Source organism: Polaromonas sp. P1_F6 (genome assembly GCF_056405695.1).
On the sequence record NZ_JBFUBQ010000001.1, the window covers coordinates 1,135,435 to 1,161,000 of the forward strand.

The window sequence follows — 25,566 nt, forward strand, 5'->3', positions numbered from 1 at the left end:
TGCAGGGGCGGCAGACTTCACCCACAATTCCTTTTTCCGTTTCCGTATCTGCATCTCACCGAAGGCAAAGACCCCCATGACCCAATCCCTCAAAGTCGCCGTGATGGGCGCAGGCGCCGTTGGTTGTTATTACGGCGGTATGCTGGCCCGTGCCGGGCTTGACGTGGTGCTGATCGCCCGGCCCCGGCATGCTGACGCCATCCAGAGTGACGGCCTGCACATGGAAACCCGCACTTTCGACGAACACGTGCGCCTGGCCGCCAGCAGCGAACCCACCGCCGTGCAGGGCGCCGACCTGGTGCTGTTCTGCGTGAAATCCACCGACACCGAAGCGGCCGGTGCATTGATCCGGCCGCACCTGGCACCGGATGCGCTGGTGCTGTGCCTGCAAAACGGCGTGGACAACGCCGACCGCCTGCGCACCGTGCTGCCGCAGCACGCCGTGGCGGCCGCCGTGGTGTACGTGGCCACCGAAATGGCCGGCCCCGGCCACGTCAGGCACCACGGCCGCGGCGAGCTGGTGATTGAGCCGGCCAGCCGGAGCGAGGCCGTGGCCCAGGCCTTCATCGCAGCCGGTGTGCCGGTTGAAATCTCCAGCAACGTGCGCGGCGCGTTGTGGGCCAAGCTCATCCTCAACTGCGCCTACAACGCCGTCTCGGCCATCGCGCAGCTGCCGTACGGCAAAACCGTGCAAGGCGAGGGCGTGAAAGACGTCATGCGCGACGTGGTGGCCGAATGCCTGGCCGTGGCAGAGGCCGAAGGCGTGCAGGTGCAGGGCGACATGCACCTGGCCGTGGACAAACTGGCCGGCAGCATGCCCAACCAGTTGTCATCCACCGCACAAGACCTGGCGCGCGGCAAACCCACCGAAATCGACTACCTCAACGGGCTGGTCGTCAGGCGCGGTGAAGCGCTGGGTGTGGCCACGCCGGCGAACCGGGTGCTGTGGGCTCTGGTGAAGTTGATGGAGTCCAGGCAGGCCCTCGCCTGAATCGCCGGGCTCTCAAGCTCTTAACCCCGCCGCCCGGTATCGGCTCGGGTTGGCGCCCGCCGCCTTGTGCATCATGCGCCGGAGCGCCGTGGCATCTTCGTAGCCCACTTGCTCGGCCACGCGTTCGATGGTCATCCGGCTGGACTCAATCAGCATCCGCGCGCGATTGAGCCGAACGCTTTGCACCAGCGCCATCGTGCTCTTGCCCGTGGCCTCGCGCACGTGGCGCGACAGCGTCCGCTGCGACATCGCGAATTCGTTTGCCAGTGCCTCCACGCTGGGCGGGCTGGGCAGGGCGGATTCGATCCGCGCCACCAGGCGGGCCACCAGTGCGTTGCCGCTGGAGAGCATGGCTGGCACCACAAAAGGCGCTTGCGCCTGCCGCCCGTCGATCAAGAGGATGCGTCCTACAGCCTCGGCCAGGGTTACCCCGAACTGCTCGCGTAACAAATGCAGCATCAGGTCGGTTTGCGCAAAGGCGGCGCCTGCGGTGCTCACCGGGCCGTCGGCGCACACCATCCGGTCGGCATTGACGGAACAGGCCGGCTCCCGCCTTCGAAGCTCCGGCGCCAGCCACCAGGAGGTGGTGACCCGGCGCCCGGCCAGCACACCGGCCGCCTGAAGCAAAAAAACCGCCGAGCACGACGCCGCAACACGGCCACCGTGCGCAGCATGCGCGGCGACGGCCTGAATCACGCGTTGCGCGTCTGCGGTGGCCAAGCCGGTGTTGAGGGCCTGCGGGTTGTCCAGGCCCAGGCCCGGCACGATCCAGGTGGCAGCATCGGGCCGGTAGCGCCGGGGCAGGGCCGCGGTGTCTATGTGAAGGCCCGAGCTCAGCGGCACCGGGCCGCCGGTGGCTGACAACACGCGCCAGGTGGGGCGCGCCAGCTTCATGCGCGGCGCGAGGGCAGACGCGGCCTGCAGGATATCGAGCGTGGCCGCCACGCCGGTGGCAAAGGTGCCCGGCAGCAGCAGGAGGGTGAAATCTCGCATTGGCTGAAAAGGCCTTAAACATGTCGAAATAGACACTGGGAGTTTACGCGCGTGCGGTGCCAAATTCATCTGTTCCATGAATTCCACGGACGCCATTGCTCCCACCGTTCGCAAAGCAAGGACACCGATGACAACGCGCAAGCTGACCGAAGACGACTCCCTCGAGGATTTCACCCAGCGCGAGATCACGCTCGACGGCATCACCAGGAAGGTCTACCTCATGGGTACAGGCCCGGCCGTGATCGTCATGACCGAGATGCCCGGCATCAGCCCGCACGTGGCGCGCTTCAGCCGTTGGGTGCGCGACGCAGGTTTTACCGTCTACATGCCGTCGCTCTTTGGCCGCGACGGCGCCGTGCCGCGTGCCGATGAAGGCGCGGCCATCTTTCAGCGCGCCTGTGTCAGCGCCGAGTTCCGCGCGTTCGCGTCCAACCAGGCCAGCCCGGCCACGCAGTGGCTGCGGGCACTGGCAAGGCTGGCGCATGACGAGTGCGGCGGCCCCGGCGTGGGCGCCATCGGCATGTGCTGGACGGGTAATTTCGCCCTCACGATGATGCTGGAGCCTGCCATGCTGGCGCCGGTGCTGTGCCAGCCGTCGCTGCCGCTCAATGATCCGGCCGGCATCGAAATTTCGCCTGCGGACATCAAGGCCGTCCGCCAGCGGCTGGACCGCGAGAACCTCACGGTGCTGGCCTATCGGTTTGAAGGCGACAGCTTTTGCAGGGCCCAGCGCTTTGCGGCCTATGCCGAGGCGCTGGGCGACCGCTTTGTGGGCCGCGTGCTGCCCGACAGCGCCGCCAACCCCGACGTGCCGCCGTTCTTTGCGGCGCACGTGAAGACACCGCACAGCGTGGTCACCGCCCACCTGATCGACGAGGCGGGCCAGCCCACACTGGCGGCGCGTGACGAGATCCTGGCGTTCTTTGCGCAGCGGCTTGCGCCTTAGCGCCTGTATCCGGCAGTGGCCCAGCTGGCACCAAAATATTTAAAGATGGACACCTCGATGCACAAATTTGGGGCAGTCACTCCCTTCGCAGTGCCAAAACGACGGGTAAAAGCGTCGCTAAAGCGTCGGCAAGCCCGGATTCGCGGTGTTTTGTTAGCGGCACGGTATGTGCTTGCATCCATCAGGTCAGGCTAACGAAGGCCTGCGCAGGGTACGGCGGGCTTCGCCGGTGCCCATCGATCTGAATGGATAACGACGTCCACTTCGGTCTTCAATCTTTTGAAGATCTCGAAGTGGATTTTTTTTTGGCTTTTTTCAGGATTTAGAGGGATCGTATGGCTTATTTAGTGCCTTCGGAATTTGTGACCAAGATGGTGGATGCGGGTGAATCCAAAATCTTCATGTCCACCCGCGACACCGTTATCCGGGCCTACATGGCCGGCGCCATTCTGGCTCTGGCAGCCTGGTTCGCCGTCACCATCAACGTGCAGACCGGCCAGCCCCTGCTGGGCGCCGTGCTGTTCCCGGTGGGTTTTGTCATGCTGTACCTGTTCGGCTTCGACTTGCTGACCGGCGTGTTTGTGTTGTGCCCGCTGGCGCTGATCGACAAGCGCCCGGGCGTCACGCTCAAGGGTGTGCTGCGTAACTGGGGCCTGGTGTTCGTCGGCAACTTCGCGGGCGCCTTCACGGTGGCGGTGATGATGGCCATCTACGTCACCAACGGCTTCTCGACCGAGCCCAGCGCCGTGGGCAAGGCTATCGGCATCGTGGGCGAGAGCCGCACGCTGGGCTACCAGAAATACGGTGCGAACGGCATGCTCACGCTCTTCGTGCGCGGCATGTTGTGCAACTGGATGGTGTCGGCCGGCGTGGTGGGTGCGATGATCTCCACCCAGGTCAGCGGCAAGGTGATCGCGATGTGGATGCCCATCATGCTGTTCTTTTACATGGTGTTTGAGCACTCCATCGTGAACATGTTCCTGTTCCCATCCGGCCTGCTGCTGGGCGCGCATTTCACCATCATGGACTACCTGATCTGGAACGAAATTCCGACGGTGCTGGGCAACCTGGTGGGCGGCCTGGCCTTCACCGGCTTGACGCTGTATGCCACACACATTAAAACCGGACCGACACGTTCTTTCAAATAATCCGCCTCCAAAACAAAGGCCCTCGCGCATCTTGCATGCGCGGGGGCTTTGCCGGTACCCCACATGTCCAGTGAACTGAAGATATCGGCAGGTCAGTATTCGGACAAGGGCCGCAAGGAAACCAACCAGGATTTCCACGGTATCTATGTACCTAAAGAGCCGCAACTGAGCGCCAAGGGCATCGCCGTTGCGCTGGCCGACGGCATCAGCAGCAGCGCCGTCAGCGACGTGGCCAGCCAGTACGCCGTCACTGGTTTTCTTGAAGACTATTACTGCACCTCGGAGGCCTGGTCGGTCAAGACATCGGCCGAGCGGATCTTGAGCGCCACCAACTCCTGGCTGCATGCCCAGACGCAGAAAAGCCAATACCGCTACGACAAGGATAAAGGTTATGTGTGCACGCTGAGCGCCATGGTCATCAAGTCGACCACCGCGCATATTTTTCATGTCGGTGACTCGCGCATTTACCGCCTGCGCGGCAAGGCGCTGGAACAACTGACCAACGACCACCGTGTGTGGATTTCCCAGGGCCAAAGCTACCTTGGCCGTGCGCTGGGCTTCAAGCCGCAGCTTGAGATCGACTACCAGACCCAGCAGGTGGAGCAGGGCGACATCTTTCTTCTGGCCACCGACGGCGTGTACGAACACGTCAGCGAATACGACATGGCCGGCCTCATCCACATCTGTGCCGACGAGCCCGGTGGGCTTGATATGGCGGCCAAATCCATCGTTGAAAAAGCCCTGGAGCGGGGCAGCGGCGACAACCTCACGGCACAGATTGTCCGCGTCGATGAGCTGCCCAACGGGCAGGCCGGCGAGTTGCTCCAGCAGCTGTCGGGCCTGCCGCTTCCGCCCATCCTGGAGGCCAGGACGCAGTTTGACGGCTACACCATCGTCCGCGAAGTGCACGGCAGCAGCCGCAGCCATATTTACCTCGCCACAGACAACGAAACGGGCGTGCTCGTCATCCTGAAAACACCGTCAATAGACCTGGGCGGTGACCCGGCCTACCTTGAAAGGTTTTTGACGGAAGAGTGGATCGCCCGGCGCATCAACAGCGCGCATGTGCTGAAGCCTTATGTGCCGACCCGAAAGCGCCACTATGTGTATGTGGCCACCGAATACATCGACGGGCAAACGCTGAGCCAGTGGATGATCGACAATCCCCGGCCCGGCCTGGAAGCCGTGCGCGGGCTGGTGGAGCAGATCGCCAAAGGCCTGCGCGCGTTTCACCGGCTGGAGATGCTGCACCAGGACCTGCGGCCCGAGAACGTCATGATCGACAAGACCGGCACGGCGAAGATCATTGACTTTGGCTCAACCCGCGTGGCCAGCCTCATGGAAGCAGATGCGCCCGGCGGGCACGAAGACATCCTGGGCACGGCCCAGTATTCGGCGCCGGAGTATTTTGTGGGCGAGGGCGGTACCACGCGCTCAGACCTGTTCTCGCTCGGCGTCATCACCTACCAGATGCTGACCGGCAAGCTGCCCTACGGCGCCGAAGTGGCCAAATGCCGGACCCGGGCCGCACAAAGCAAGCTGCGCTATGACTCCGTGCTGTACGAAGACCGTGACATACCCGCATGGATGGACGGCGTGCTCCGCAAGGCCGTTCACCCCGATCCCGCCAAGCGTTATGGCGAGCTGTCGGAGTTCTTGTACGACCTGCGCCACCCCAACCAGGCGTTTCTGGACAAGGCTCGCCCGGCTTTGCTGGAGCGCAACCCGGTGGCGTTCTGGAAGGGCCTGTCGCTGCTGCTGGCCGCCTGCCTGTTCATTTGCCTGGTGATCATCGGCAGACATTGAGCCAGGGCGCCGGCGCTGCCTTCTCGCCATCTTTGTGACTCTGTAGCAAAAGCTACAGAACGCTTTTCCCGGCGCAGCTATCTTCGCGTTCGTGCCCGCATTGCGGCATGTCACGAAGAAGGAAAAACCCATCATGTCCAAGGAAATCTACTGGCTGGCATTGACCCTGGCCGCTGCGGCGTTGTTCGCCTTGCCTTACGTTCTCAACCGCATTGCCGTGCGTGGCCTGGGCGGCACGCTGGCCAACCCGTCAGCCACAGAAAAACCCCTTGCCGAGTGGGCCCAGCGCGCACAGCGGGCCCAGGCCAATGCCACCGAAAATCTGGTGATTTTTGCGCCAGCTGTGCTGGCGGTGCAGGCTAGCGGCCGAGCCGATTCGGTGACGGCCGCCGCCTGCGCCGTCTACTTTTTTGCGCGGCTCATTCACTACGTGGTTTACACGCTCGGTGTTCCCGGCGCACGCACGCTTGCCTGGGCAGCGGGCTGGGCGGCCACGCTGGTGCTGATCGGGCGCCTGCTGGGGGTGCTGTGAGCCGGCCCTTCGCACTCATCGCGGGTAGCGGTGGTGTGCTCGGCGAATGGCTTGCGCGGCAGTTCAACGAGGCGGGGTACGAAGTGGCGGGCCTGCGGCGTGCAGATTGCGATCTGGTCGACGGTGAGGCAGTGACGCAGGCCATCGCGGCCCTGATCGAGCGCCACGGCCCCGTCGACACGCTGCTGTACAACGCGGGTCATCTGGCAATTGCTCCTTTTCTTGAACTGGAGGCGAGTGCGCTGCGCAAGTGCCTTGAAGCCGGCCCTGTCGGGGCAGCGCACTGCGCCCGGGCCGTGCTGCCGGGCATGCTGGCCGTGGGGCGCGGCAACCTGCTTTTCACCGGCGCCACGGCTTCGCTGCGCGGGTCGGCCCGTTTCGCGGCCATGGCCGCGGGCAAATTTGCCCTTCGCGGGCTTGTGCAGTCACTGGCAAGAGAGTTCCAGCCGCAGGGCATCCACGTGGCCCACGTCGTGCTGGACGGCTTGCTTCGCGGCTCCGCTGCCGCATCCCGCCACGCGGCAGTAGAAGCCCCGGTGATGGCGCCCGACGGCGTGGCTGCCAATTTCCTGTGGCTTGCGCAACAGGCGCGCACCGCATGGACACAGGAGCTGGACCTGCGGACCGCGTCGGAGAAGTTCTGATGGAGCTGATGCACGTGAACGTCGACCGCACGGCGCCGGTCCTGGTACGGGCCGGGTCGCTGCCGTGGCTGCCGTCGCCGCAGCCCGGGGTTGAGCGGCGCATGCTCGAGCGTACCGGTGCAGAGGTGGCTGTGGCAACGTCGCTCGTCCGCTATGCCGCTGGCAGCCGGTTTGACGCGCATTCGCATGCGCTGGGCGAAGAATTCCTTGTGCTCTGCGGCGTATTTTCCGACGAGCACGGCTCGTACGGCCCCGGTACCTATGTGCGCAATCCGCCGGGCTCCAGCCACAGGCCCTTCAGCGACGAGGGCTGCACCATTTTCGTCAAACTGCGGCAGATGGACCTGCTCGAACAGCGCCGCGTTGTCATCAGTGCTGCAGGCAGGCCCTGGGTGGATGCCGGAATCGCCCGGCATCGGCATGCATTGCTGTACGAGGGCCCCAGGGAAACCGTATTCCTCGTACGGCTGGAACCGGGGTGTACCATGGCCGCGCAGTACGTGCGTGGCGGCCAGGAAATGCTGGTCGTCGAGGGTTTGGTCCGTGTCGAAGCTGGCGACGACGCGAGCGCGCGCGCTGCGGGTGCGCAAGACCTCGGCCCTCTGTGCTGGCTGCGAAATCCACACACCGGGCAGCCCGCCCTGGCCAGTTCTGAAGGTGCCTTGTTGTGGATCAAGCGTGGCCACGTGGCACCGCTGGTTTGACGGTGCGGCAGGTCGCCGCGAATGGAGCAATATGCAGGTCTTACGTGAACTTGCCCTTTTCGAGCCTTTCAGCCGCCTGAGTGCGGACGGCCGTAACCTGTTGACCCAGGGTGCTGTTCCGATGAGTGCGCTGGCAGGAACCGGCATCATTCACAAGGGCCAGCCTGCCTCTGGCGCCTATGTCGTGCTGTCGGGCCGGCTGCGCGTCTACACCATCACGCCTGCGGGTACCGAGGCCACGCTGTATCTGGTGGAGCCCGGGGAGACCTGCGTACTCTCGCTCAACTGCCTGTTCAACGATCTTCTTTATCCTGCCTGGGTTCAGGCCGACAAGGCGACGCGTGTCGCTGTCATCCCCGGTCCGTTGTACCGGCAGCTCTTCAAGCAGGAAACGTGCATCCAGGACCTGACGCTGCACGCGCTCTCGACACTTGTTTTCAGGTTGATGGCAGAACTCGATGCCGTTCATTCCTTCAACCACCGGCAGCGCCTTGTGCATTTTGTCTTGCTGCACGCCTCGTCCGATGGGGTATTGAAAACGACGCAGCAGCAGCTGGCCGGGCATCTGGGCACGTCGCGTGAAGTGGTGGCGCGGCTGATGCAGGGGCTGGTCGCCGAAGGTTTCCTGAAAAGCCAGCGCGGCCAGATCATCATCAAGGATCTGTTCGGGTTGCGCCGCCTGCAAAGCCTGCCGCAGTCCGGCGCCTGACAGGCCTTTCACTTTTTGCCGGTGATGGCTTTCCAGTGCTGCGGCTCGACGGGCGTGATGGAAAGGCGGTTGCCCTTGCGCAGCACCTGCAGGTCTGCCAGTTCTGGCCGTGCACGCAAGGCGGGCAGGGTGACGTTGGGTATTTTGCGCAACACCTGCACATCCACCAGCATCCATCGCGGTTCTTCAGGTTTTGACTTGGGGTCGTAGTAGGGCGACTTCGGATCAAACTGCGTGGGATCAGGGTAGGCCGTAGACGCCACCCGGCCGATACCGACAATGCCCGGCTCGGCACAGCTCGAGTGGTAGAACAGCACGCCATCGCCGACTTGCATTCCGTCACGCATGAAGTTGCGCGCCTGGTAGTTGCGTACGCCGACCCAGGGGACTGTCGAATTTTCGGCTGCGAGCGCGTCGTCGACCGAGCATTCTTCGGGTTCGGATTTCATGAGCCAGTAGCTTGTCATGGGAGAGGCCTTGATGCCTGAGGTTGGGACGGAGCAAAGCTTAGCGGATCGACGGGGCAAAGAAAAGCGCCGACCTCAAACCAGAAGCCCAGAAGCCGCTTGACAGTACGGAATATCTTGAATAAAGTTATTAACAAATAAGTTAATACATCAATGCCTGCATCCCTTGACAAAATATTTGAAGCGCTCGCCTCGGGCCCCAGGCGCCAAATTCTGGCGTACCTCACCGAGAAAGAACTCAGCACCACTGAGCTGGCCGAGCGCTTTGCCATGAGCACGCCGGCCGTTTCTCGCCACCTGTCGGTGCTTGAAAACGCCGGCCTGGTGACCAGCGAGCGCAGCGGCCAGTTTGTGCTCTACAAGCTCAACGGTGACAGCCTCGTCAACAGCCTCACGGGTTATGCATTTGAACTATGCCCGGTGGCGCGTCCCCTGAAACGGGAACGTGCCCCGGCCAGAACACAAAAAGCAAGGTAGAAAGAAGGAGGGACTCATGCTGAATCTCACACAAGTGATTGAAACGTTTCCATCGGTTCGTATTCCATCGGAATCGGGCGGCCTGGCCGTCGAGGTGTCTTTGATTGCCCAGATCGGCCATGGTGCGGGCAATCATCTGTTTGCCAGCGTGGCATCCAGGCAGCGCCAGCACGGTGCGTTTGTCGATGAACTGGACGAGCCCTCGGCCAAGCTGGGTGGGACCAACTTTCCCAAAGGTGATGCAACGTCGCTGTATTCATTCGTCGTGGGGCCTAAAGGCCATCCGTTTCATCGCCATGCGGGGCACCGCATATTTACGGCAGTGTCGGGCAGCGGTGGAGCCCAGTTGCGATTTTCCAGTGCGTCGGAGCAGCAAATCCAGGAAGACCCGCAAAACTTCATCCGCGCCCTGCGTTTTGTGAACATCCCGCCGGACTGCATGTTCACTGTGCGTTTTGGCGGTGAAACCTGGCACCAGTTTTCTCCGCTCTCGCGTAATTCCTTGCACCCTGTATTTTTTGCGTTGTCTTGCCATACCAATGAACTGGGCGGCAATTTGTCGGAGTCTTTGAAACAGGAGGTGCTGACCAATAAGGCGAGTATCCCATCATTGACGGAGTTGCTGCCGGACGAGGTGAAGGCGTTGCTTCAGGCCAAGGACTTCAAGGCCGATACCGTGCCGACCACGACTTTGTCGCTGGATGCTCCGCCCGGGACGTTCCACCGGGTGGTATGCAACACTGTGCGCAGCGGCGCAGGCGTGATGCGAGGCTTGTGGGGTTCGTGGAAAGGGGCGTCGGGCTTTCTGTCACATGGCGGATCCGCCCGAAGCGTGAAGGAGCTCAGCAGCCCGCCGGTGGATTCGCTGCTGCTTCAGCAACTGACCGAACTGCGCGTCCATCATGAAGACACTTTTCGTTTGCGCGTGACCGGTACCAACTTTGGGCACACCAGCGCCACAAATCTGCTCGCCGCGGTCCTGGAGGGCTTTCTGCTCAATGCGCCCAGCGGTGTGTCCAATCTGATGGCGCTGCGCAATGTTCTGGTTAAACCCCTGGGCCTGCGTACATCGCCATTGGGCTGCCCGGTGTCTTCGCTGTTGTCGCCGGACACCAGCAACCTGTTCGCCAACCGTTACCCGGTGCTTGACCAAAGCGTTAATACAGCAGATACCAAAGCGCAAGTCATTCTGGGCGCCAATGACAAACATCTGCTGTTCAGGTCCTGTGTCAGCGTGGAAATCGTCGACAAGCATCATGTGGATGTGATGCTGGGTACGCGGGTTCATTGCAAGAATGCCTTTGGCCGCTTTTACATGACGGCCATTGACTATGTGCATCGCCACTACGTCACACCCACGATGCTGCGGCTGGCTGTGGAATATGCGGTGGTTCAGGAAAAAGAGTCGGTTGTACCCGCCAAACTGGTAACGGCCTGAGAGATCAAGTCAGGAACGTTGTTTTGGCCGTCGCAACTTTGTCACCACCTCGCAGCAACTCACGCCAGCATAAGCAACAGCAGGCATATCAGCATCACCCCCATCTCGAGCCATTCCTGACTCGTCATGCTGAGCATGCGGCGGACCGTCAGCGTCACCACGGGAACCAGCAAGACGAGGCCTATCCAGCGGTCTAGCGGCATGAGGCAGACGCGCGCCAGCGCCCAAAGCCAGGCAGCATGCGCCAGGAAACCCCAGAACTCAGCCCGGCTTGTTTTTGCGGTGACATTCAGCGTAAGGCGCCAGCCGGTGGCCACGGCCTGCCACCATTCCATCTCCTCGTCGTCCAGCACCTTGTGCAGGGCATGCAGGGCCACCACGCCCAGCACCACCGGCCCGACGAAGCCCGCCCCCAAGGCAAGGCCGAGATACAGGGGATGGTCGTAACCCGTGCCGCCACCGCCCAGTTTCACAGTGGCCAGCACCCACGCGCCGCCTACCAGCAGCACCGAGACAACGGCAACCACGCCCTCCGGCACGCCCGCGCTACGCGCCGCGCGGCCGCCGGCAAACAGGCCGAGCGCCAACACGGTGGCGCCGAGGAAGGTCGCCAGCAATGTGGCGGTCGCCTTCCATCCGTGATGCGGCGCAGCCGTCAAACTGCCCGACTCGGGTGGCTCCAGTGCGGTTTTGGCAGGAGACCACTGGCGGTACTTCTCATGCCGGGCCTTCATCAGGCGCTGGCTCCAGCTGACAGCTTGCGGCGCCGCATGCGAGAACGCCAATTCCATGTGGTACAGCCGCTGGTTGCTGTCCAGCTCGTGCGGAACGACCACGGTTTGCAGACCCGCCTTGCCGTTGGCGGCTAGCAGCGCGGGCACCTGCTCGCGCCAATACCCGGGCACTGGAGGTGCTTCGCACGCCAGGGGATCTGATTCGGCGCCGGGCTGCAACAGGGTTACCTCATTGGCCTGCATTTCGCTCTGCCTTATCCGCGTCCTGTCCCAGTTACAGGTAAAGCGCAGCGTGCCTTGCAGGACGATGTCGGGGCGGTACAGGGGCAGTGTCACCGAACTGGTGTTGGCCAGACGCAGCGACAGCATCAGGCGCACCTGACCCTCGGCAGAGGGTGCAGCCCAGATGCCGGGCGCGATAGGCTGCATGTCGCGCAGCTCCAGCGTGAAAACCGGCGCGCCTGAGGTGCCGGGTCCCCAACGCGGGGTCATCGCCTGGTTGATTGCCGTCTGCCAGGTGGCGCGGAACGCGGGGCTCATCACGTCGCCGTGCTGCCGGCCGCGCGCGATGACTGCGGCCACATTGTCTGTTGGCGGTTTCGCCCGGCCCGGCAACCGCCGCATGAGTGACTCCCAAAGGCCTGGCGCGGGTTTGGGCGCGGCGGTCGGTGGCGCTGCGCTGGTCATCTGGGCTACATAGCCATGCAGCAGTTCGGCGCGGAAGGCTTCAAGGTCCGCCTTGGGAGCTTCAGCCCGGCGCAATACGTTCACCAGGAAGTAGGCCTGCGCGGGATTGCTGCCCACACTCGTTTCGTAAAGCGCGGTGGTGTAGGCGGTCGGGACGGACGAAGGATTGGCTGCGAAGGCCCAGCTCTGGAAGAGCAGCACGCCGCAGAGAATTTGGCGCAGGGTTCGTGCCATGGTTTTATGCTGCCGCGCGGTACGAGTGAACATGGTTCTCGTCGGCAGCAAGGCCAGGGCACAAAAAACCAGAACCCACCCGTCTGGTTTTTAAGGCCACGCTCTCTTTTGCGTGGGTATTTGCTGTTTTCACGTATCGGTCTCCCTCCGATGAAAGGCGGCTTGCGCAGCAAGCTTGTTTTTTGGTGATCACGCCGATCTTATATTCAAGCCAACTATCGGCAGAAATAGGTGGCAATGCAGGATTTATACCCGCGAAATCCTGACGCACTCGGCCTCGATAACAACAAACATCTGTTGCTCAGGTCTTGCGTGGGTGTTGAGATCGTGAAGGAGCTGCCTGCCCTGCGGCGGTTTGCGGTTAGGTGCGCGACTGTTCAGGAAGGCAGGGGTGAAGGCGCTTGCCAGGCTGGCAAGTGCATAGCGCGTCAGCATGAGCCGGCACGTCATCGGCCGGGTTGCTCACGGCCTGGCGTCGCGCCAGACAAGATAAGGATTCAGCGGGGCGCCGCGCCACCACTGGCGCTCCGGCCCCAGCTTGAAGATCGCGAAGTGCAGGTGCGGTGCGTCGGGTGATGCATTGCCGGTGCTGCCGACATAGCCGATGACCTGGCCTTTGCGCAGGCTGGCGCCTTCGGTGAGGCCTTCGGCATAGCGGTCCAGGTGGGCGTAGTAGTACGCGTACTGGCTGGCCGGGTCGAACTGGTAAATCGTGATGCCACCGGGTTTGCTCAGGAACAGCTTGGCCACTTTGCCGTCCTCGACGGCGAGCACTGGCGTGCCGCGTGCGCTCATGATGTCTATGGCTTCATGCGGGGCGCCTGCTGCGCGCGCCTGGGTGTAGGTGTCGCTGAGCTGGGCGGGCATGACGCCTTGCACCGGAAGTGTCAGGACGCGTAGCCGTAACTGCGAAATGTCCGTGTCGTCCGCGACAGATGCGGGTGGGGGCGGCAGGGCAGATGGGGGCGCGGCATTCTCGATGGTCTGAACCACAAGCGCTGGCTTGTCGGCCTCTCTTGCCGGCACGGCGGGCGCCAGCGCCTGGCTGGCTGGCGGCGTGGTGGGCTGTATGACTTGTGTAACTGCCTCTTCCTTGCGCGTGCCCAGCATCACGCCTGCCGCCACGGCCAGCAGCGCGCAGATTGCAAACGCCGCTCTCTTGAGGCGGGCGGGTGTGGATGCCATCAAGCCTTGACGCTCACTTTGAAGCCGGCTTTCGCCAGGGTCGAGAGGCGCTCTGCGTCCCAGTTGGTCATGTGAATGCAGCCATTGGTTTCGGAATGGCCCACATTGGAAGGGTTGGGTGTGCCGTGAATGCCCCAGTGCGGTTTGGTCAGGCCCAGCCAGATGGTGCCGACGGGGTTGTTGGGACCGGCTGCGATGTCGACCTTTTGCGCATCCTTGGGTGCGTTTTTCAGCAACGCAGGGTTGTAGGTGAAGCCGGGATTTTTGACCTCGTTCTTGATGGCCATCATGCCCAGCGGCAGCGGGTCGTTCTTTTCATTGCCTATGCTGATGGGAAAACCCGCCACCAGGCGCTTGGCGGTGTCCAGCACGTAGAGCACACGCTCGGACTTGTCGATTTCGATGGAAGCCGCGTTGACCGGCGTGGCGCTGACCGCGATATATGGTACGGTGATCTGCTTGCCGGCCTCGATGTTGATGCCGCCGTTGAGCTGCTTGAGGTAGCCGGTGCTGGTGTGGAATTTTTCCGCCAGCGCTTCTTCCACCGATTCATACACCAGCGCTTTCATCTTCGCGCGCTCGTCCATCGCCACAGGCGTCTTTTCAAAAGGGCCGGCGGCGTCCTTCTCTGTCACGGTATAGCTTGTCAGCAGCGGAGCGCCGTCCTTGCGCAGCGAAACCCAGGTTTCCGCAGTGACGGTACCCGTGGGTTTGAGGTCGTGTGCGCTCTGGTAGGCCTTGACCATGCGCTGCATGTTGGTGGCAAAGCGCCCATCGATCTCCCCGCAGGAGAACCAGGCCCGGTCCAGCATGATCTGTGCGCGCGCTACCGCTGCGCCTTTGCTGCCACTGCGCAGCAAGGGACTGTCGGTGGCGGTGTTGAAGGCTTCTGTATCAAGGGGCTGGTTGCCCGCCGCCGTGTTTTTGGGCTTGGCCGCCCATGCGCCGTTGCCGGCCAGGCCCAACCCCGTCAGGCACAAGGCGAGGACGAGGGTGCGACGGGAGAACTGGGAGAGGGGGGGAGTTACAAGGCGAAGAGATGATTGGGCATCGAGCGGCATGACGGGCTTTCGTAGTCAGGCCAGTCTGGGGGGCGTCAGGCGCATCACCTGTCAGCAGCCATGCCTAGCGGTGGTCAGGTTTAAGCGGGTATTTGTCCTGGCTCACACGCCATACAGAGTGCCAAGCGGCTCTCCTGGTACATCAGGGAACTGACGATCACGCTGCACGCTGGTGCTTCGTCATCCACGCGGCCATGGTGTCCAGCAATTCCTCGCGCACCTGCGCATCGGTGCGGCCTGAACGCACCAGCACGTGAAAGGCGTGGTCGGCGCCATCCACGATGTGCAGGCTTGCCTTTTTACCGAGGCCCGCCGTGGTCTGGGTGATCAAGTCCAGATCAGCGAGGCCGTCGCGCGTGCCTTGCAGAAAAAGCATCGGCAGCTTGACGCCGCCTAGGTGCGCGGCGCGTTCGGTTGAGGGCTTGCCGGCTGGGTGCAGTGGAAAGCCCACCAGCACAATGCCCTTCAGTCCGGGCAATGGCTCAGCCGCCTGCGCCTGCGTGGTCATGCGCCCACCGTAGGACTTGCCACCGGCAAACAACGGCACATCAGGCATTTGCCACGCCGCTTCAGCAACTGCCGCCCGGATTGCCGCATGCGCAACGGCTGGGGAGTCTGGTCGTTTCGAGCCTTGTTGCATGAACGGAAAATTGAAGCGCAAGCTGGCAATGTCGCGTTCCGCGAGACCTTGGGCAATCGCCTCCATGAAGGTGTGGTTCATGCCCGCGCCCGCGCCGTGGGCGAACACATAACACGCCTTGGCGCTGGCAGGTTTTTGCAGCAGGCCGGAGATGGTACCGCCCGAAGGGAGCGGAACGGTCAGTGAAACGGGGCGTGTGGGCATCAATAGAAGGGCGAGCTGAAATGGCGAACTGGCTTGGGATGCCCATTACAGCATCGCCGGTGCTCAGGCCGAACGCTTCGGCGCAGGATCGGCGATCCCGGGCGGCAGGCGATTCAACAGCCAGCGGATCGCCAGCGGAACCAGTACCAAATCGTCAGCGATGCCAATGACCGGCAGGATGTCGGGGATCAAGTCAATGGGCGAGCACAGGTGGAGCGCAATCGCCGCGGTGCCCCATTTCAGCCAGGCGGGCGCTTCCGGGTGGCGCAGTGCTGTCCACAGCCGCCGCGCGTCGCCGCGTACCAGAACCCAGAGCAAAGTCAGGCGTTTGAACATGAAAACTCCTTGGGTGAAGGTGCAGGCCCGGCGGGCCGCTGGCATCCATATGGAGCTGCTTGCGTACGCTGCAAGGACCATGACCAAGCGTTACATTCGCGCCGGTCAGTGCGCCAGATCGGCAACCAGCTTGTCTGCCGCCTGAACAGCCTCAGCGCGCGTGAGCCAGGTCCTGTCGCTGTCGTGCAAGGGCGGCAGCGATTCAACATGCACCACATCGATGTACCAGGGACCGTCAGGCAGATGGCACAGCCTGGCCATGTAGTTGCGGCCGTTTGCGACGCCGGGGACGTATTCCTCGATCGGCTCCGGTTCGTCGTCGGGTGCTTCGTCCAGTGCGTCTTCTGGTGCGTCTGTTTGCATCGGGTTTCTCTCCAAATCCCGATTATCCGCAACCTATGCCTGTCTTTCGGGGAGGAAGGCACTGAGCGCAGCTCAGTCCTTGAGCTCCACCCCTAGCGCCGCGAGCTTTTTGGCATACGCGTCCCTGCGTTTTGCCGCCTTGTCTGCTGTCTCGACGGCCATCTGGATCGCCTTGGGGCCTTTGGCCGCAGCCAATTTGATTAATCCAAACTTGTGCGCAGCCTCTGCCTCCGCCCTCCTGAAAGTGGCGATGAGCCCGGCATGATCAACAGATGAATTCACAGGACCCTTTTGATCGAAAGTGTCATTTTCCGGATGGCTCTTCAAGTCATAAAACGGGTAGCGGGTGGGCGTTTCGGCAACTGCAATGTCGCCGCGACCTCTGGGGTTTCAGCCAGCAGCACACCCTTCTTCCACACCTTCAACCGGTTCGCGCGCAACCGGATCGCCTCCACCGGGTCCCGCGCCTGCAGCAGCACAAAACTCGCGTCGCAGCCCACCTCCAGGCCATAGCCCTTGAGGTGCATCACCTTGGCGGCATTCGCCGTCACCGCATCAAAGCACTGGCGAATGCCTTTCTGGCTCGTCATCTGCGCCACGTGCAGGCCCATGTGCGCCACTTCCAGCATGTCGCCGCTGCCCATGCCGTACCAGGGGTCCATTACGCAGTCGTGGCCGAAAGCGACGTTGACGCCTGCCGCCATGAGTTCGGGCACGCGGGTCATGCCGCGGCGTTTGGGGTAGGTGTCGTGGCGGCCTTGCAGGGTGATGTTGATGAGCGGGTTGGCGATGACGCTGACGCCACTCTCGGCGATCAGGGGCAGCAGCTTGCTGACGTAGTAGTTGTCCATGCTGTGCATTGAGGTGCAGTGGCTACCGTTGACGCGGCCCTGCAGGCCCAGGCGCTGGGTTTCATCGGCCAGGGTTTCGATGTGGCGTGAAAGCGGGTCGTCGGACTCGTCGCAATGCATGTCGACCAGCAGGCCGCGTTCGGCCGCAATTTCGCAGAGCCGCTTCACGCTGGCGGTGCCGTCGGCCATGGTGCGTTCAAAGTGCGGGATGCCGCCGACCACGTCTACGCCCTTGTCGAGTGCGCGCTCAAGGTTGTTGATGCCACCTTTTGTTCGCAACACGCCGTCTTGCGGGAAGGCGACCAGCTGCAGGTCGATGTAGGGGGCGACCTGCTTTTTGACTTCAAGCAACGCGTCTACCGCCAGCAGGCTGGGGTCGCTGGTGTCTACATGGCTGCGAATAGCGAGCAGGCCTTTGGCCACGGCCCAGTCGCAGTAGGTGAGGGCGCGTTCGATAAGCGCTTCGGCTGTGAGCAGCGGCTTCAGCTCGCCCCACAGTGCGATGCCTTCGAGCAGTGTGCCGCTTTCATTGACGCGCGGCAGGCCGTAGCTCAGCGTGGCGTCCATGTGGAAGTGGGGGTCGACGAAGGGCGGGCTGAGCAGGTAGCCCTCGGCGTCTACCGTCTCGCGGGCTTGCGCGCCAGTGATGGGGCCTTCGCTGACCTCGGTGATCTTCCCGTTTTGCACGGCAATGGAGATGTTGTTGCGGCCATCGGGCAGGCTGGCGTGGGTGATGAGGAGGTCGAGCATGGCGGTGGGGGTGTATTGGGTTTCAGTGTGCGCGTTGCGTGCGGTAGCGGTACTGGCCATTGGCCGGGCCGACCTCGATGGTGACGCGGCGCAGTTTGTCGTCATGGCCGGAGGCTGCGCGCGCCGTGAGCGTGATGCCGCGCGGCGTTGTGCGGCAGGTGATGTCGCTGAGCATGATTTCCGAATGGTCGTTGTTCAGCTCTGTGATCCCTATCGTGTGCCCGGCATGCAGGCTGCCGTTGGCGTCGCGTGTCATCCACTGGATGTAGAGGAATGATTGTGCGTACTGGTCGGCGTGCACGACGCGGTAGGTGCCCTGGTGGTCCTTGCCCCATGTGCCGCACATCTGCACCCAGCTTACAGCGTCGGGTGTCTTGAATCTGTCGTAGCTGTAGTCACTGCCCAGCGCCTGCGCGTTGGCGCAGCCCAGTACCAGCAAGGCGGCCAGCAGCGTGCCGCGTGGGGCAAGGGGTGTCGTCGTCATCAGCGCTCGCCTTTTCGATAAGGTTTCATCAACGCCTGAGGATACGCCGCCTTGCGCGCCACCAGCACCAGCGCGAGGACGGAGAGGGCGTAGGGCAGCATCAAGTACACCTGATAGGGCACATTCACGATGCCCGAGGTTTGCAGGCGCAGCTGCAGTGCGTCGAAAAAGGCAAACAGCAGCGCGCCCAGCAGTGCCTTGCCGGGCCGCCACGAGGCAAACACCACCAGTGCCACGCACACCCAGCCGCGGCCATTGACCATGCTGAAGAAAAAAGCGTTAAACGCCGACAGCGTGAGGAAGGAGCCTGCCACGCCCATGAGTGCCGAGCCGGCCACGATGGCGGCGGTGCGGGTAGCGGCGACGGAGACACCCTGGCCTTCGGCGGCCTGGGGGTTCTCGCCGACCATGCGGATGGCCAGGCCGGCCGGTGTGCGGTAGAGCAGCCAGGCGATCAGCGGCACCAGCAGCAGCGCCAGCAGCGTGAGCGAGGTTTGCGCGGCCAGCACGTTCAGCCCGCCGCCGGGAAAGCCGTCTAGCCAATGCATGGGAGCAAAGGGTGTGATGGTGGGTGGCGTGTCGACTTTGGGAAAGCTGACGCGGTAGCCGTAGTAACTGAGCGAGGTGGCCAGCAGGGTGATGCCAAGCCCGGACACGTGCTGCGACAGCGCCAGGCCGACGGTGAGAAAGGCGTGCAGCAAGCCGAACATCGCACCGGTAAGCGCCGCCACACCCACGCCAACCCACAGCGGCGCGCCGCCATACACGGCCAGCCAGCCGCTGAAGGCGCCGGCAACCATGATGCCCTCGATGCCCAGGTTAAGCACGCCGGCACGCTCACACAGCAGTACACCCAGGGTGCCCAGGATGAGCGGCGTGGCGATGCGCAGGACGGCGATCCAGAAGGGCGCGGCGGCGAGGATATCGAGCATTTCAGCCATGCAGGAAGCCTTTTCCCTGTGGTGTGCAGGCAGCTTTCGCTATGAATTTAATAGCTGGTTGCGCCCGTCTGTATTGGCTTGTGGCTATTATTTTCTTAAGAACTGTGCGTGCAGGTTCAGCCCGGGCGTCAGTGGCCTGATGGGTTGGCAGGGCGCGTGAGCCGAAGAATTTCATGCGGCCCGGCCTTTTTCTTTGACTACCAGCCGGTATTGCGTCATCAACGTGGCCACCAGCACCGAGATCAGCGACGCCGCCACGATGACGTCGGCGATATAGGTCGGCACACCCACGGCCCGGCTCATGGTGTCGGCGCCGACCAGCACGCCCGCCACAAACACGGCTGCCGCCAGAACGCCCATGGGGTTGAGCGCGGCCAGCATGGCGATCACGATGCCGGTGTAGCCATAGCCGGGTGACATGTCGAGCGTGACGTAGCTGGTGCGGCCGGCCACCTCGATGGCGCCGGCCAGTCCGGCCAGCGCGCCCGAGAGCAGGGCAACCAGCACCACCGTGCGGGTGACGGGCACGCCGGCGAACGCCGCGGCTTTGGCGTTGGCGCCCACAGCGCGTATGTCAAAGCCCAGCACGGTGTACTTCAGCAAGGCCCACAGCGCCACAGCCAGCGCAGCGGCCCACAGCAGGCCGGCGTGGATGCGTGTCTGCGCGACGAGCCTGGAAAGCTCCAGATCGCCCTGCAGCGCCACGCTTTGCGGCCAGCCCATGGCGGTGGGGTCTTTCATGGGGCCGTCGAGCATGGCCGACACAAACAGCAGCATGATGAAGTTGAGCAGCAGGGTGGTGACGACTTCATCGACGCCCAGCCGGGCCTTCAGCAGGGCCGGGCCCAGCAACAGCAGCGCACCGGCAACGGCGGCGGCCAGCATCATCAGCCCGAACAGCAGCCAGGTGGGGAGCTCAAAACCGGTACCCCCATGCATGCCGCCCACAGCCACGGCGGCCAGCGCGCCGGCATAAAGCTGGCCTTCGGCGCCAATGTTGAAAAGCCGCGCCTTGAAGGCCACCGTGGCGGCCAGGCCGGTCAGGATGAGGGGCACTGCACGGGTGAAGGTTTCGCTGAGGGCAAAGACGGAACCAAAGCCGCCCTTGAACAGCAGCACATAGGTTTGGCCCAACGGTGCACCGGCCCACAGCACCAGCAGTGCGCTGATCAGCAAGGTGAAGACGATGGCGCCTATGGGCGCGAGCACCAGGGCCAGCTTTGAGGTTTGTGTTCTTTTCTCCAGCCTCATAACTGGTTGGCCCCCACGCTTTTCACTTCGTGTAATGCGCTGCCCCCCGAGGGGGCCCTCGCTCCTTGGGGCGGCCCGGCGGCGCTCGAGTCACCCCCATTGGCTCCAGCCATGGCCAGCCCAATGGCCTCGCGTGTCCAGGCTTCGGCGGGCAGAGCCTCCGTCAGCTGGCCCGCGTGCATCACCGCCACGCGGTCGCCGAGCGCCACCACTTCGTCCAGGTCATCAGAAATGACCAGCACGGCCGCGCCGGCGTCTCGTGCTGCGATCAGTTGCTGCTGCACATAGGCAACGGCGCCGATGTCCAGGCCCCAGGTGGGCTGGTGGGCGATGATCAGTTTGGCCGGCTGGGGTGCGGTTTCGGAAGAGGGGAAACATTTTTCCGACGGGCCGCCCCTAGGAAAAATAGCCCCCTCGGGGGGCAGCGCAGTACGCGAAGCGACAAGCGTGGGGGCCACGAGCGCCCGCCCGAGGATGAGCTTTTGCATATTGCCGCCCGACAGCGAGCGCGCCGCGGTGTCCGGTCCGCCGCCGCGCACGTCAAACTCGCGCATGATGCGGGCTGCATGGGCCTGCGCGGCCTTGCGCTTGACCCACAGCACTTTGGAAAACACCGGGCTGCGCAAGCGCTCTGACACGGCGTTTTCCCAGACGCTGAGGTCGCCAACCACGCCCACGCCATGCCGGTCTTCGGGGATGCGCGCCACGCCCTGGGTGACCAGCCAGGCTGGCGAGGCCTTCATGGGTTGGCCCAGAAATGTCACGGAGCCCTGGCTGGCGGCGCGGGTGCCACACAGCAGGTCGGCCAGGGCGAGCTGGCCGTTGCCTGAGACACCCGCAATGGCGACGATTTCACCGGCCTTGAGCTGAAGCGAAACGCCATCCAGGCGGTCTTGCCCCGCATCGGCCGTGCTGACGCCTTCCAGCGTGCAGACCGGCAGGCCGGTTGACGGCGCGGGGCGGCGTTGTGTGGTGGTGACGGCGTGGCCGACCATCCATTGCGCCAACTGCGCCTGGCTGGTACCGGCGGCAGGTGCTTCGGCCACCAGCTTGCCACCGCGCAGCACAGCCACCCGGTTCGACACGCGCAGCACCTCGCCGAGCTTGTGGCTGATGAAAATGATGGACAGGCCTTGCGCCACCATCTGGCCCAGCGTATCGAAAAGCGCCTCGCTTTCCTGCGGCGTCAGCACGGCGGTGGGTTCGTCCAGGATCAGGATGCGTGCACCGCGGTACAGCGCTTTCAGGATCTCGACACGCTGGCGTTCACCGACCGAGAGGCTGCCCACCCTGGCATCGGGCGCCACGGGCAGGCCAAAGCGCCGGGCCACGTCCAGCAGCCTGGCACGGGCTGCTCTGCGACGTGAAAACAGTTGCCACAGCGGCTCGCTGCCCAGCATCACGTTGTCGAGCACACTGAGGTTGTCGGCCAGCGTGAAATGCTGGTGCACCATGCCGACACCCGCCGCCAGCGCGGCCTTGGGGTTACCCGGTGGCAGCGACTGGCCAAAGATTTCGATGTGGCCTTCGTCGGCGGTGTAGTGGCCAAAGAGGATGGACACCAGCGTGGACTTGCCGGCGCCGTTTTCACCCAACAGCGCGAGGATTTCACCGCTGTGCAGTTGAAGCGAAATCGCGTCGTTGGCAACCAGCGGGCCGAAGCGTTTGGTGATGCCGTTCAGCCGCAGCGCCGGCGGTTGTGCGTTCTCAGCCGAGGGATGCCCAGTGGTCATGCCGGTCGCGCCGCTCCTGGCGGTAGTTGGTGATCTCCAGACGAAGGCCGTCGGGGTCGGTGAAAAAAGTGGCCCAGTAGTCGGGTGCGTATTCGCCGTGGTTGTGCGGCTCGCTGGCGTTGATGCCGGAGGCCTGCAGCAGCCGTGCGCATTCGGCCACGTCTTCGATGGTGTCTACGCGCAGGCAGAAGTGATGAAGGCCGGGCGAGTATGAGTCGTGCGCGGCTTGCGAGCGGGCTGGCCGCAGCACATAACCAAAGTGGCGGTTGTAGTACTGGATGTGCGGGTCGCCGCCGATGGTGAAGGTGTTTTTGCGGCAGCTGAGTGCCTTGAGCATGAGCTTGTCGTAGAACGCTTCCGACTCGGCCATGTTGCTCACGGCAATGTAGATGTGGTCGATGCCGGTGAGCTCGGGCATGTTATTTCCAGGCCGCGAGAAACGCCAATAGAACCTTGGCCGAGTTGTCGGCAGCGATGTTCATGAAAGTGACCATTTCATTGGCGGCTTCACCGCCGCCGGCCAGGTCGCTGAGCGACCGGAAGGCGATGTAAGGCACGCTGTTGCTGTAGGCCACCATGCCCACGGCGGCGGTTTCCATGTCGAGTACGTTGGCCTGGAAGGTCTTGAAGGCGTATTCGCGGAAGGCAGCATTGTCGACAAAGGCCTGGCCCGACACGCCGTTGCCGCCCACCATCAGCTGCGGTTTGTGCGTGAGGCATACCCCCGCGTTGCAGGCGCCGAGTTCGATGTTGCCCATGCCCCTGGCAACCGCGAGCATCCGGGGGTCGACTTCAAACCAAAACTTGCGTACGGGCGCCGGGTTGGCGGCGGTGCGCGTTTCAACCGGGCGCGGGTGCAGCATGCCGAAGGGCGCCAGGGTCTGCGCCTCCATGCGCGGCGGGATAGTGAAGCGGCCCGGCGAAGTTTCGCGTGCCATCAGCACTTCAAGGTATTGGCTCCATTGGGTGGGTACGCTGACGTCGCCGATGTGCAGGGCCGGGTTGACGCCACCGGCGATGCCGCTAAAGACGATGTGGGTGATGTTGAAACGGTCCAGCACCAGCTGCGTGTTCATGGACGCATTGACCATGCTGATGCCGGAAAGGAACAGCACAACCGGCTTGCCCTGCAGGGTGCCGGTGGTGAAATCGACGCCGTTGATGCGGTGCCTGGCGGGGCCTTGCAAGCGGTTGAGCAACAGGGTCAGTTCGGGCTGAAAAGCCGACATCACCGCGATGCGGGGCGTGGCGTCAAGCCGGACAGGAATGCCCGCAGCTGCGCCTGATGGATTGGATGGGACAGACGCCGGACCCGCACATCCCAACAGGCCAAATGACAGAAAGGCCAGGAAGGCCAGCGGCGCCGCGGCCCGCCAGGCAACAGGCTGACTGAAAAGAAAACGCCGCAAGCAAAACAGGGAATGCATACGGCGCTTTCAGGTGGGGCGGTGAAACGCCGGCTTATTTGGCGGTGGACTTGGGCTGGCCGTCGTCGACCTTGACGGTGAACTTGCCGGCCAGGATGTCGGCTTCTTTGGCCTTGACCTTGGCAACGATGTCGGCGGGCACCTTTTTCTCGAAGGTGCCCAGCGGGGCGAGTTCGGAGCCCTTGTACTTCATCATGGAATACGGGCCGTAGTCTTCGGCCTTGAATTTGCCTTCCTTGACGGCCTTGATCGCGCGGTCGATGCTGGGCTCCATGTTCCACAGGGCCGACGCCACCACGGTGTCGGGGTATTTGTCTTGCGTGTTGATGACGTTGCCGATGGCCAGCTTGCCCTTTTCCTTGGCGGCGTCGCTCACACCGAAGCGCTCGGCGTACATCACGTCGGCGCCCTTGTCGATCATGGCGAAGGCGGCTTCCTTGGCTTTGGGCGGGTCAAACCAGCTGTTGATGAAACTCACGCTGAACTCGACCTTGGGGTTGGTTTCTTTGGCGCCTGCCATGAAGGCGTTCATCAGGCGGTTGACTTCGGGAATCGGAAAACCGCCGACCATGCCGATCTTGTTGCTCTTGGTCACGCCGCCGGCGATCATGCCGCTTAGGTAGGCCGGCTCCTGAATGTAGTTGTCGAACACCGAGAAGTTGGGCTCCTGCACCTTGCCGGACGAGCCCATGAGGAAGGACACTTTCGGGAAGTCCTTGGCGACCTTGCGGGCCGCGGCCTCCACCGCAAAAGCTTCGCCGACGATGAGCGCGTTGCCGGCCGTGGCGTATTCGCGCATGACACGTTCGTAGTCGGCATTGGAGACGTTTTCAGTGGCCTTGTATTCGATCTCCCCGCGCGCTTCGGCGGCTTTGAGCGCCTTGTGCAGGCGGCTGACCCATTGCTGCTCAAACGGCACGGTGTAGATGGCCGCAACCTTGGTTTTGGCTGCCTGGGCAAGGGCCAGGCCGGGCAGGGCGGTTGCGAGGGCGGTTGCCAATAGAACGAGCTGGCGGCGCTTGAAAATCTGAGGCATGGGACTCTCCGGTTGGGTTTTCAGGTGGGTTGGCGGTGTCTGGAAACTGCTATCAATTCAGGAGCTGCTTGCGCACGTCCATAAAGGGCGGAGGCCTTATTTGGTTCCGAAGATCCGGTCGCCCGCGTCGCCCAGGCCCGGCAGGATGTAGCCATGGCTGTTGAGTTCGCGGTCAATGGCGGCGGTGTAGATGGGCACGTCCGGGTGGGCGGTCTGCAGGGCCTTGATGCCTTCGGGGCAGGTCAGCAGGCAGACGAACTTGATGGACTTGGGGTTGAGCTCCTTGAGCCGCTCGACCGCCGCGATGGCCGAGTTGCCGGTGGCGAGCATTGGGTCGACCACGACAATGTCGCGCTCTTCCATGTCGTGCGGCATCTTGAAGTAGTACTCGACCGCCGTCAGGGTTTTCGGGTCGCGGTACAGGCCGACGTGGCCGACGCGGGCGCCGGGCACCACGCTGAGCATGCCTTCAAGAATGCCGTTGCCGGCGCGCAGGATAGAGACAAACACCAGCTTCTTGCCGTCGATGACTTTGGAGGTGGTGATTTCGAGCGGGGTCTCGATCTCGATGTCCTGCATCGGCATGTCACGCGTGACCTCGTAGGCCATCAGCATGCTGAGCTCGTTGAGCAGGGTGCGGAAGGTGTTGGTGGAGGCGTCCTTACGGCGCATCAGGGTGAGCTTGTGCTGTACCAGCGGGTGGTCGATCAGGTGGACTTTGTTGCTCTGGATGGTCATTTTCTTGTGTGCCTCTGTGTTCTGTCTTTGTTTTGTTCGGTTGTTATTTTTATTCT

The 25,566-nt window shown here is 63.2% G+C and carries 29 protein-coding genes; 10 read left to right on the forward strand and 19 right to left on the reverse strand.

Annotation, left to right across the window (positions count from 1 at the left end):
- Nucleotides 1–76: 76 nt before the first annotated feature.
- Nucleotides 77–991 carry a ketopantoate reductase family protein gene (locus AC1DY9_RS05275; RefSeq protein WP_477665964.1) on the forward strand — a complete coding sequence of 305 codons (915 nt, stop codon included), beginning with the start codon at nucleotides 77–79 and terminating at the stop codon, nucleotides 989–991.
- Nucleotides 992–1,003: 12 nt separating this feature from the next.
- Here AC1DY9_RS05275 and AC1DY9_RS05280 read toward each other — a convergent pair whose 3' ends face one another.
- Nucleotides 1,004–1,984 carry a GlxA family transcriptional regulator gene (locus AC1DY9_RS05280; RefSeq protein ID WP_477665965.1) on the reverse strand — a complete coding sequence of 327 codons (981 nt, stop codon included), beginning with the start codon at nucleotides 1,982–1,984 and terminating at the stop codon, nucleotides 1,004–1,006.
- 127 nt (nucleotides 1,985–2,111) lie between these two features.
- Here AC1DY9_RS05280 and AC1DY9_RS05285 point away from each other — a divergent pair, with 127 nt between their 5' ends.
- The 7 genes from AC1DY9_RS05285 to AC1DY9_RS05315 all read left to right on the forward strand — a co-directional run bounded on the left by AC1DY9_RS05285 (nucleotide 2,112) and on the right by AC1DY9_RS05315 (nucleotide 8,473).
- Entirely contained in the window at nucleotides 2,112–2,930 is an 819-nt protein-coding gene (locus AC1DY9_RS05285) for a dienelactone hydrolase family protein (protein WP_477665966.1), read from the forward strand.
- 335 nt (nucleotides 2,931–3,265) lie between these two features.
- Nucleotides 3,266–4,078, forward strand: coding sequence for a formate/nitrite transporter family protein (locus AC1DY9_RS05290; protein ID WP_457280785.1), 813 nt, complete (start codon nucleotides 3,266–3,268; stop codon nucleotides 4,076–4,078).
- Between the two features lie 63 nt (nucleotides 4,079–4,141).
- Nucleotides 4,142–5,884 (forward strand): bifunctional protein-serine/threonine kinase/phosphatase, encoded by a 1,743-nt coding sequence (locus AC1DY9_RS05295; protein ID WP_477665967.1) that lies wholly within the window; start codon nucleotides 4,142–4,144, stop codon nucleotides 5,882–5,884.
- A 133-nt stretch (nucleotides 5,885–6,017) separates the two neighbouring features.
- Nucleotides 6,018–6,416: an MAPEG family protein gene (locus tag AC1DY9_RS05300; RefSeq protein WP_457280787.1), complete on the forward strand. Its 399-nt coding sequence runs from the start codon at nucleotides 6,018–6,020 to the stop codon at nucleotides 6,414–6,416.
- On the forward strand, nucleotides 6,413–7,060 hold the full coding sequence (locus AC1DY9_RS05305; RefSeq protein WP_477665968.1) for an SDR family NAD(P)-dependent oxidoreductase: 648 nt from the start codon (nucleotides 6,413–6,415) through the stop codon (nucleotides 7,058–7,060). Before AC1DY9_RS05300 ends, AC1DY9_RS05305 begins: the two co-directional genes overlap by 4 nt.
- A complete protein-coding gene (locus AC1DY9_RS05310; RefSeq protein WP_477665969.1) occupies nucleotides 7,060–7,764 on the forward strand; it encodes a cupin domain-containing protein in 705 nt (234 codons plus the stop codon). The genes AC1DY9_RS05305 and AC1DY9_RS05310 overlap by 1 nt, the downstream gene beginning before the upstream one ends.
- Nucleotides 7,739–8,473: a Crp/Fnr family transcriptional regulator gene (locus AC1DY9_RS05315; RefSeq protein ID WP_457280790.1), complete on the forward strand. Its 735-nt coding sequence runs from the start codon at nucleotides 7,739–7,741 to the stop codon at nucleotides 8,471–8,473. The genes AC1DY9_RS05310 and AC1DY9_RS05315 overlap by 26 nt, the downstream gene beginning before the upstream one ends.
- 8 nt (nucleotides 8,474–8,481) lie before the next feature.
- Here AC1DY9_RS05315 and AC1DY9_RS05320 read toward each other — a convergent pair whose 3' ends face one another.
- Nucleotides 8,482–8,940 carry an EVE domain-containing protein gene (locus AC1DY9_RS05320; RefSeq protein ID WP_457280791.1) on the reverse strand — a complete coding sequence of 153 codons (459 nt, stop codon included), beginning with the start codon at nucleotides 8,938–8,940 and terminating at the stop codon, nucleotides 8,482–8,484.
- Between the two features lie 153 nt (nucleotides 8,941–9,093).
- On the opposite strand from AC1DY9_RS05320, the gene AC1DY9_RS05325 reads away from it, so the two are divergent.
- The gene (locus AC1DY9_RS05325) at nucleotides 9,094–9,417 is read left to right on the forward strand and encodes a metalloregulator ArsR/SmtB family transcription factor (RefSeq protein ID WP_477665970.1); all 324 of its coding nucleotides are present in this window, start codon (nucleotides 9,094–9,096) and stop codon (nucleotides 9,415–9,417) included.
- Between the two features lie 16 nt (nucleotides 9,418–9,433).
- Nucleotides 9,434–10,855 (forward strand): DUF2867 domain-containing protein, encoded by a 1,422-nt coding sequence (locus tag AC1DY9_RS05330; RefSeq protein WP_477665971.1) that lies wholly within the window; start codon nucleotides 9,434–9,436, stop codon nucleotides 10,853–10,855.
- Between the two features lie 59 nt (nucleotides 10,856–10,914).
- Here AC1DY9_RS05330 and AC1DY9_RS05335 read toward each other — a convergent pair whose 3' ends face one another.
- From AC1DY9_RS05335 to upp, 17 genes are all read right to left on the reverse strand, one after another.
- On the reverse strand, nucleotides 10,915–12,543 hold the full coding sequence (locus AC1DY9_RS05335) for a hypothetical protein (protein ID WP_457280794.1): 1,629 nt from the start codon (nucleotides 12,541–12,543) through the stop codon (nucleotides 10,915–10,917).
- A gap of 213 nt (nucleotides 12,544–12,756) precedes the next feature.
- Nucleotides 12,757–12,945, reverse strand: a complete 189-nt coding sequence (locus AC1DY9_RS05340) for a hypothetical protein (protein WP_477665972.1) — start codon at nucleotides 12,943–12,945, stop codon at nucleotides 12,757–12,759.
- 27 nt (nucleotides 12,946–12,972) lie between these two features.
- Nucleotides 12,973–13,695, reverse strand: coding sequence for a M23 family metallopeptidase (locus tag AC1DY9_RS05345; protein ID WP_477665973.1), 723 nt, complete (start codon nucleotides 13,693–13,695; stop codon nucleotides 12,973–12,975).
- Complete coding sequence (locus AC1DY9_RS05350) at nucleotides 13,695–14,756, reverse strand: L,D-transpeptidase family protein (RefSeq protein WP_477665974.1); 1,062 nt, start codon at nucleotides 14,754–14,756, stop codon at nucleotides 13,695–13,697. The genes AC1DY9_RS05345 and AC1DY9_RS05350 overlap by 1 nt, the downstream gene beginning before the upstream one ends.
- 157 nt (nucleotides 14,757–14,913) lie before the next feature.
- Nucleotides 14,914–15,600: an alpha/beta hydrolase family protein gene (locus AC1DY9_RS05355; RefSeq protein ID WP_477665975.1), complete on the reverse strand. Its 687-nt coding sequence runs from the start codon at nucleotides 15,598–15,600 to the stop codon at nucleotides 14,914–14,916.
- 63 nt (nucleotides 15,601–15,663) lie between these two features.
- Nucleotides 15,664–15,936, reverse strand: a complete 273-nt coding sequence (locus tag AC1DY9_RS05360) for a YkvA family protein (RefSeq protein WP_477665976.1) — start codon at nucleotides 15,934–15,936, stop codon at nucleotides 15,664–15,666.
- Between the two features lie 105 nt (nucleotides 15,937–16,041).
- Nucleotides 16,042–16,299 carry a hypothetical protein gene (locus tag AC1DY9_RS05365; RefSeq protein ID WP_457280799.1) on the reverse strand — a complete coding sequence of 86 codons (258 nt, stop codon included), beginning with the start codon at nucleotides 16,297–16,299 and terminating at the stop codon, nucleotides 16,042–16,044.
- Between the two features lie 72 nt (nucleotides 16,300–16,371).
- On the reverse strand, nucleotides 16,372–16,626 hold the full coding sequence (locus AC1DY9_RS05370; RefSeq protein ID WP_477665977.1) for a hypothetical protein: 255 nt from the start codon (nucleotides 16,624–16,626) through the stop codon (nucleotides 16,372–16,374).
- Nucleotides 16,623–17,900 (reverse strand): amidohydrolase family protein, encoded by a 1,278-nt coding sequence (locus AC1DY9_RS05375; protein WP_477665978.1) that lies wholly within the window; start codon nucleotides 17,898–17,900, stop codon nucleotides 16,623–16,625. The genes AC1DY9_RS05370 and AC1DY9_RS05375 overlap by 4 nt, the downstream gene beginning before the upstream one ends.
- Before the next feature lie 22 nt (nucleotides 17,901–17,922).
- Complete coding sequence (locus tag AC1DY9_RS05380) at nucleotides 17,923–18,384, reverse strand: hypothetical protein (RefSeq protein ID WP_477665979.1); 462 nt, start codon at nucleotides 18,382–18,384, stop codon at nucleotides 17,923–17,925.
- Nucleotides 18,384–19,325, reverse strand: a complete 942-nt coding sequence (locus tag AC1DY9_RS05385) for an ABC transporter permease (RefSeq protein WP_477665980.1) — start codon at nucleotides 19,323–19,325, stop codon at nucleotides 18,384–18,386. The genes AC1DY9_RS05380 and AC1DY9_RS05385 overlap by 1 nt, the downstream gene beginning before the upstream one ends.
- A gap of 171 nt (nucleotides 19,326–19,496) precedes the next feature.
- Nucleotides 19,497–20,576, reverse strand: coding sequence for an ABC transporter permease (locus tag AC1DY9_RS05390; protein WP_457280804.1), 1,080 nt, complete (start codon nucleotides 20,574–20,576; stop codon nucleotides 19,497–19,499).
- Nucleotides 20,573–22,309: an ABC transporter ATP-binding protein gene (locus tag AC1DY9_RS05395; RefSeq protein WP_457280805.1), complete on the reverse strand. Its 1,737-nt coding sequence runs from the start codon at nucleotides 22,307–22,309 to the stop codon at nucleotides 20,573–20,575. Before AC1DY9_RS05395 ends, AC1DY9_RS05390 begins: the two co-directional genes overlap by 4 nt.
- Nucleotides 22,284–22,727: a VOC family protein gene (locus tag AC1DY9_RS05400; protein ID WP_457280806.1), complete on the reverse strand. Its 444-nt coding sequence runs from the start codon at nucleotides 22,725–22,727 to the stop codon at nucleotides 22,284–22,286. The genes AC1DY9_RS05395 and AC1DY9_RS05400 overlap by 26 nt, the downstream gene beginning before the upstream one ends.
- 1 nt (nucleotide 22,728) lies before the next feature.
- Nucleotides 22,729–23,736 carry a 5'-methylthioadenosine/S-adenosylhomocysteine nucleosidase gene (locus AC1DY9_RS05405; protein WP_457280807.1) on the reverse strand — a complete coding sequence of 336 codons (1,008 nt, stop codon included), beginning with the start codon at nucleotides 23,734–23,736 and terminating at the stop codon, nucleotides 22,729–22,731.
- Between the two features lie 34 nt (nucleotides 23,737–23,770).
- The gene (locus AC1DY9_RS05410) at nucleotides 23,771–24,772 is read right to left on the reverse strand and encodes a BMP family protein (protein WP_457280808.1); all 1,002 of its coding nucleotides are present in this window, start codon (nucleotides 24,770–24,772) and stop codon (nucleotides 23,771–23,773) included.
- Nucleotides 24,773–24,868: 96 nt separating this feature from the next.
- On the reverse strand, nucleotides 24,869–25,510 hold the full coding sequence (gene upp, locus AC1DY9_RS05415; RefSeq protein ID WP_457280809.1) for a uracil phosphoribosyltransferase: 642 nt from the start codon (nucleotides 25,508–25,510) through the stop codon (nucleotides 24,869–24,871).
- Nucleotides 25,511–25,566 lie beyond the last annotated feature (56 nt).

Bases quoted from the DNA above. Each gene is read 5' to 3' on its own strand.
- AC1DY9_RS05275 (WP_477665964.1), top strand. From the start codon at position 77: ATGACCCAATCCCTCAAAGTCGCCGTGATGGGCGCAGGCGCCGTTGGT.
- AC1DY9_RS05280 (WP_477665965.1), bottom strand. From the start codon at position 1,984: ATGCGAGATTTCACCCTCCTGCTGCTGCCGGGCACCTTTGCCACCGGC.
- AC1DY9_RS05285 (WP_477665966.1), top strand. From the start codon at position 2,112: ATGACAACGCGCAAGCTGACCGAAGACGACTCCCTCGAGGATTTCACC.
- AC1DY9_RS05290 (WP_457280785.1), top strand. From the start codon at position 3,266: ATGGCTTATTTAGTGCCTTCGGAATTTGTGACCAAGATGGTGGATGCG.
- AC1DY9_RS05295 (WP_477665967.1), top strand. From the start codon at position 4,142: ATGTCCAGTGAACTGAAGATATCGGCAGGTCAGTATTCGGACAAGGGC.
- AC1DY9_RS05300 (WP_457280787.1), top strand. From the start codon at position 6,018: ATGTCCAAGGAAATCTACTGGCTGGCATTGACCCTGGCCGCTGCGGCG.
- AC1DY9_RS05310 (WP_477665969.1), top strand. From the start codon at position 7,060: ATGGAGCTGATGCACGTGAACGTCGACCGCACGGCGCCGGTCCTGGTA.
- AC1DY9_RS05320 (WP_457280791.1), bottom strand. From the start codon at position 8,940: ATGACAAGCTACTGGCTCATGAAATCCGAACCCGAAGAATGCTCGGTC.
- AC1DY9_RS05325 (WP_477665970.1), top strand. From the start codon at position 9,094: ATGCCTGCATCCCTTGACAAAATATTTGAAGCGCTCGCCTCGGGCCCC.
- AC1DY9_RS05330 (WP_477665971.1), top strand. From the start codon at position 9,434: ATGCTGAATCTCACACAAGTGATTGAAACGTTTCCATCGGTTCGTATT.
- AC1DY9_RS05335 (WP_457280794.1), bottom strand. From the start codon at position 12,543: ATGTTCACTCGTACCGCGCGGCAGCATAAAACCATGGCACGAACCCTG.
- AC1DY9_RS05340 (WP_477665972.1), bottom strand. From the start codon at position 12,945: ATGCTGACGCGCTATGCACTTGCCAGCCTGGCAAGCGCCTTCACCCCT.
- AC1DY9_RS05345 (WP_477665973.1), bottom strand. From the start codon at position 13,695: ATGGCATCCACACCCGCCCGCCTCAAGAGAGCGGCGTTTGCAATCTGC.
- AC1DY9_RS05350 (WP_477665974.1), bottom strand. From the start codon at position 14,756: ATGCCGCTCGATGCCCAATCATCTCTTCGCCTTGTAACTCCCCCCCTC.
- AC1DY9_RS05355 (WP_477665975.1), bottom strand. From the start codon at position 15,600: ATGCCCACACGCCCCGTTTCACTGACCGTTCCGCTCCCTTCGGGCGGT.
- AC1DY9_RS05360 (WP_477665976.1), bottom strand. From the start codon at position 15,936: ATGTTCAAACGCCTGACTTTGCTCTGGGTTCTGGTACGCGGCGACGCG.
- AC1DY9_RS05365 (WP_457280799.1), bottom strand. From the start codon at position 16,299: ATGCAAACAGACGCACCAGAAGACGCACTGGACGAAGCACCCGACGAC.
- AC1DY9_RS05375 (WP_477665978.1), bottom strand. From the start codon at position 17,900: ATGCTCGACCTCCTCATCACCCACGCCAGCCTGCCCGATGGCCGCAAC.
- AC1DY9_RS05380 (WP_477665979.1), bottom strand. From the start codon at position 18,384: ATGACGACGACACCCCTTGCCCCACGCGGCACGCTGCTGGCCGCCTTG.
- AC1DY9_RS05385 (WP_477665980.1), bottom strand. From the start codon at position 19,325: ATGGCTGAAATGCTCGATATCCTCGCCGCCGCGCCCTTCTGGATCGCC.
- AC1DY9_RS05390 (WP_457280804.1), bottom strand. From the start codon at position 20,576: ATGAGGCTGGAGAAAAGAACACAAACCTCAAAGCTGGCCCTGGTGCTC.
- AC1DY9_RS05395 (WP_457280805.1), bottom strand. From the start codon at position 22,309: ATGACCACTGGGCATCCCTCGGCTGAGAACGCACAACCGCCGGCGCTG.
- AC1DY9_RS05400 (WP_457280806.1), bottom strand. From the start codon at position 22,727: ATGCCCGAGCTCACCGGCATCGACCACATCTACATTGCCGTGAGCAAC.
- AC1DY9_RS05405 (WP_457280807.1), bottom strand. From the start codon at position 23,736: ATGCATTCCCTGTTTTGCTTGCGGCGTTTTCTTTTCAGTCAGCCTGTT.
- AC1DY9_RS05410 (WP_457280808.1), bottom strand. From the start codon at position 24,772: ATGCCTCAGATTTTCAAGCGCCGCCAGCTCGTTCTATTGGCAACCGCC.
- upp (WP_457280809.1), bottom strand. From the start codon at position 25,510: ATGACCATCCAGAGCAACAAAGTCCACCTGATCGACCACCCGCTGGTA.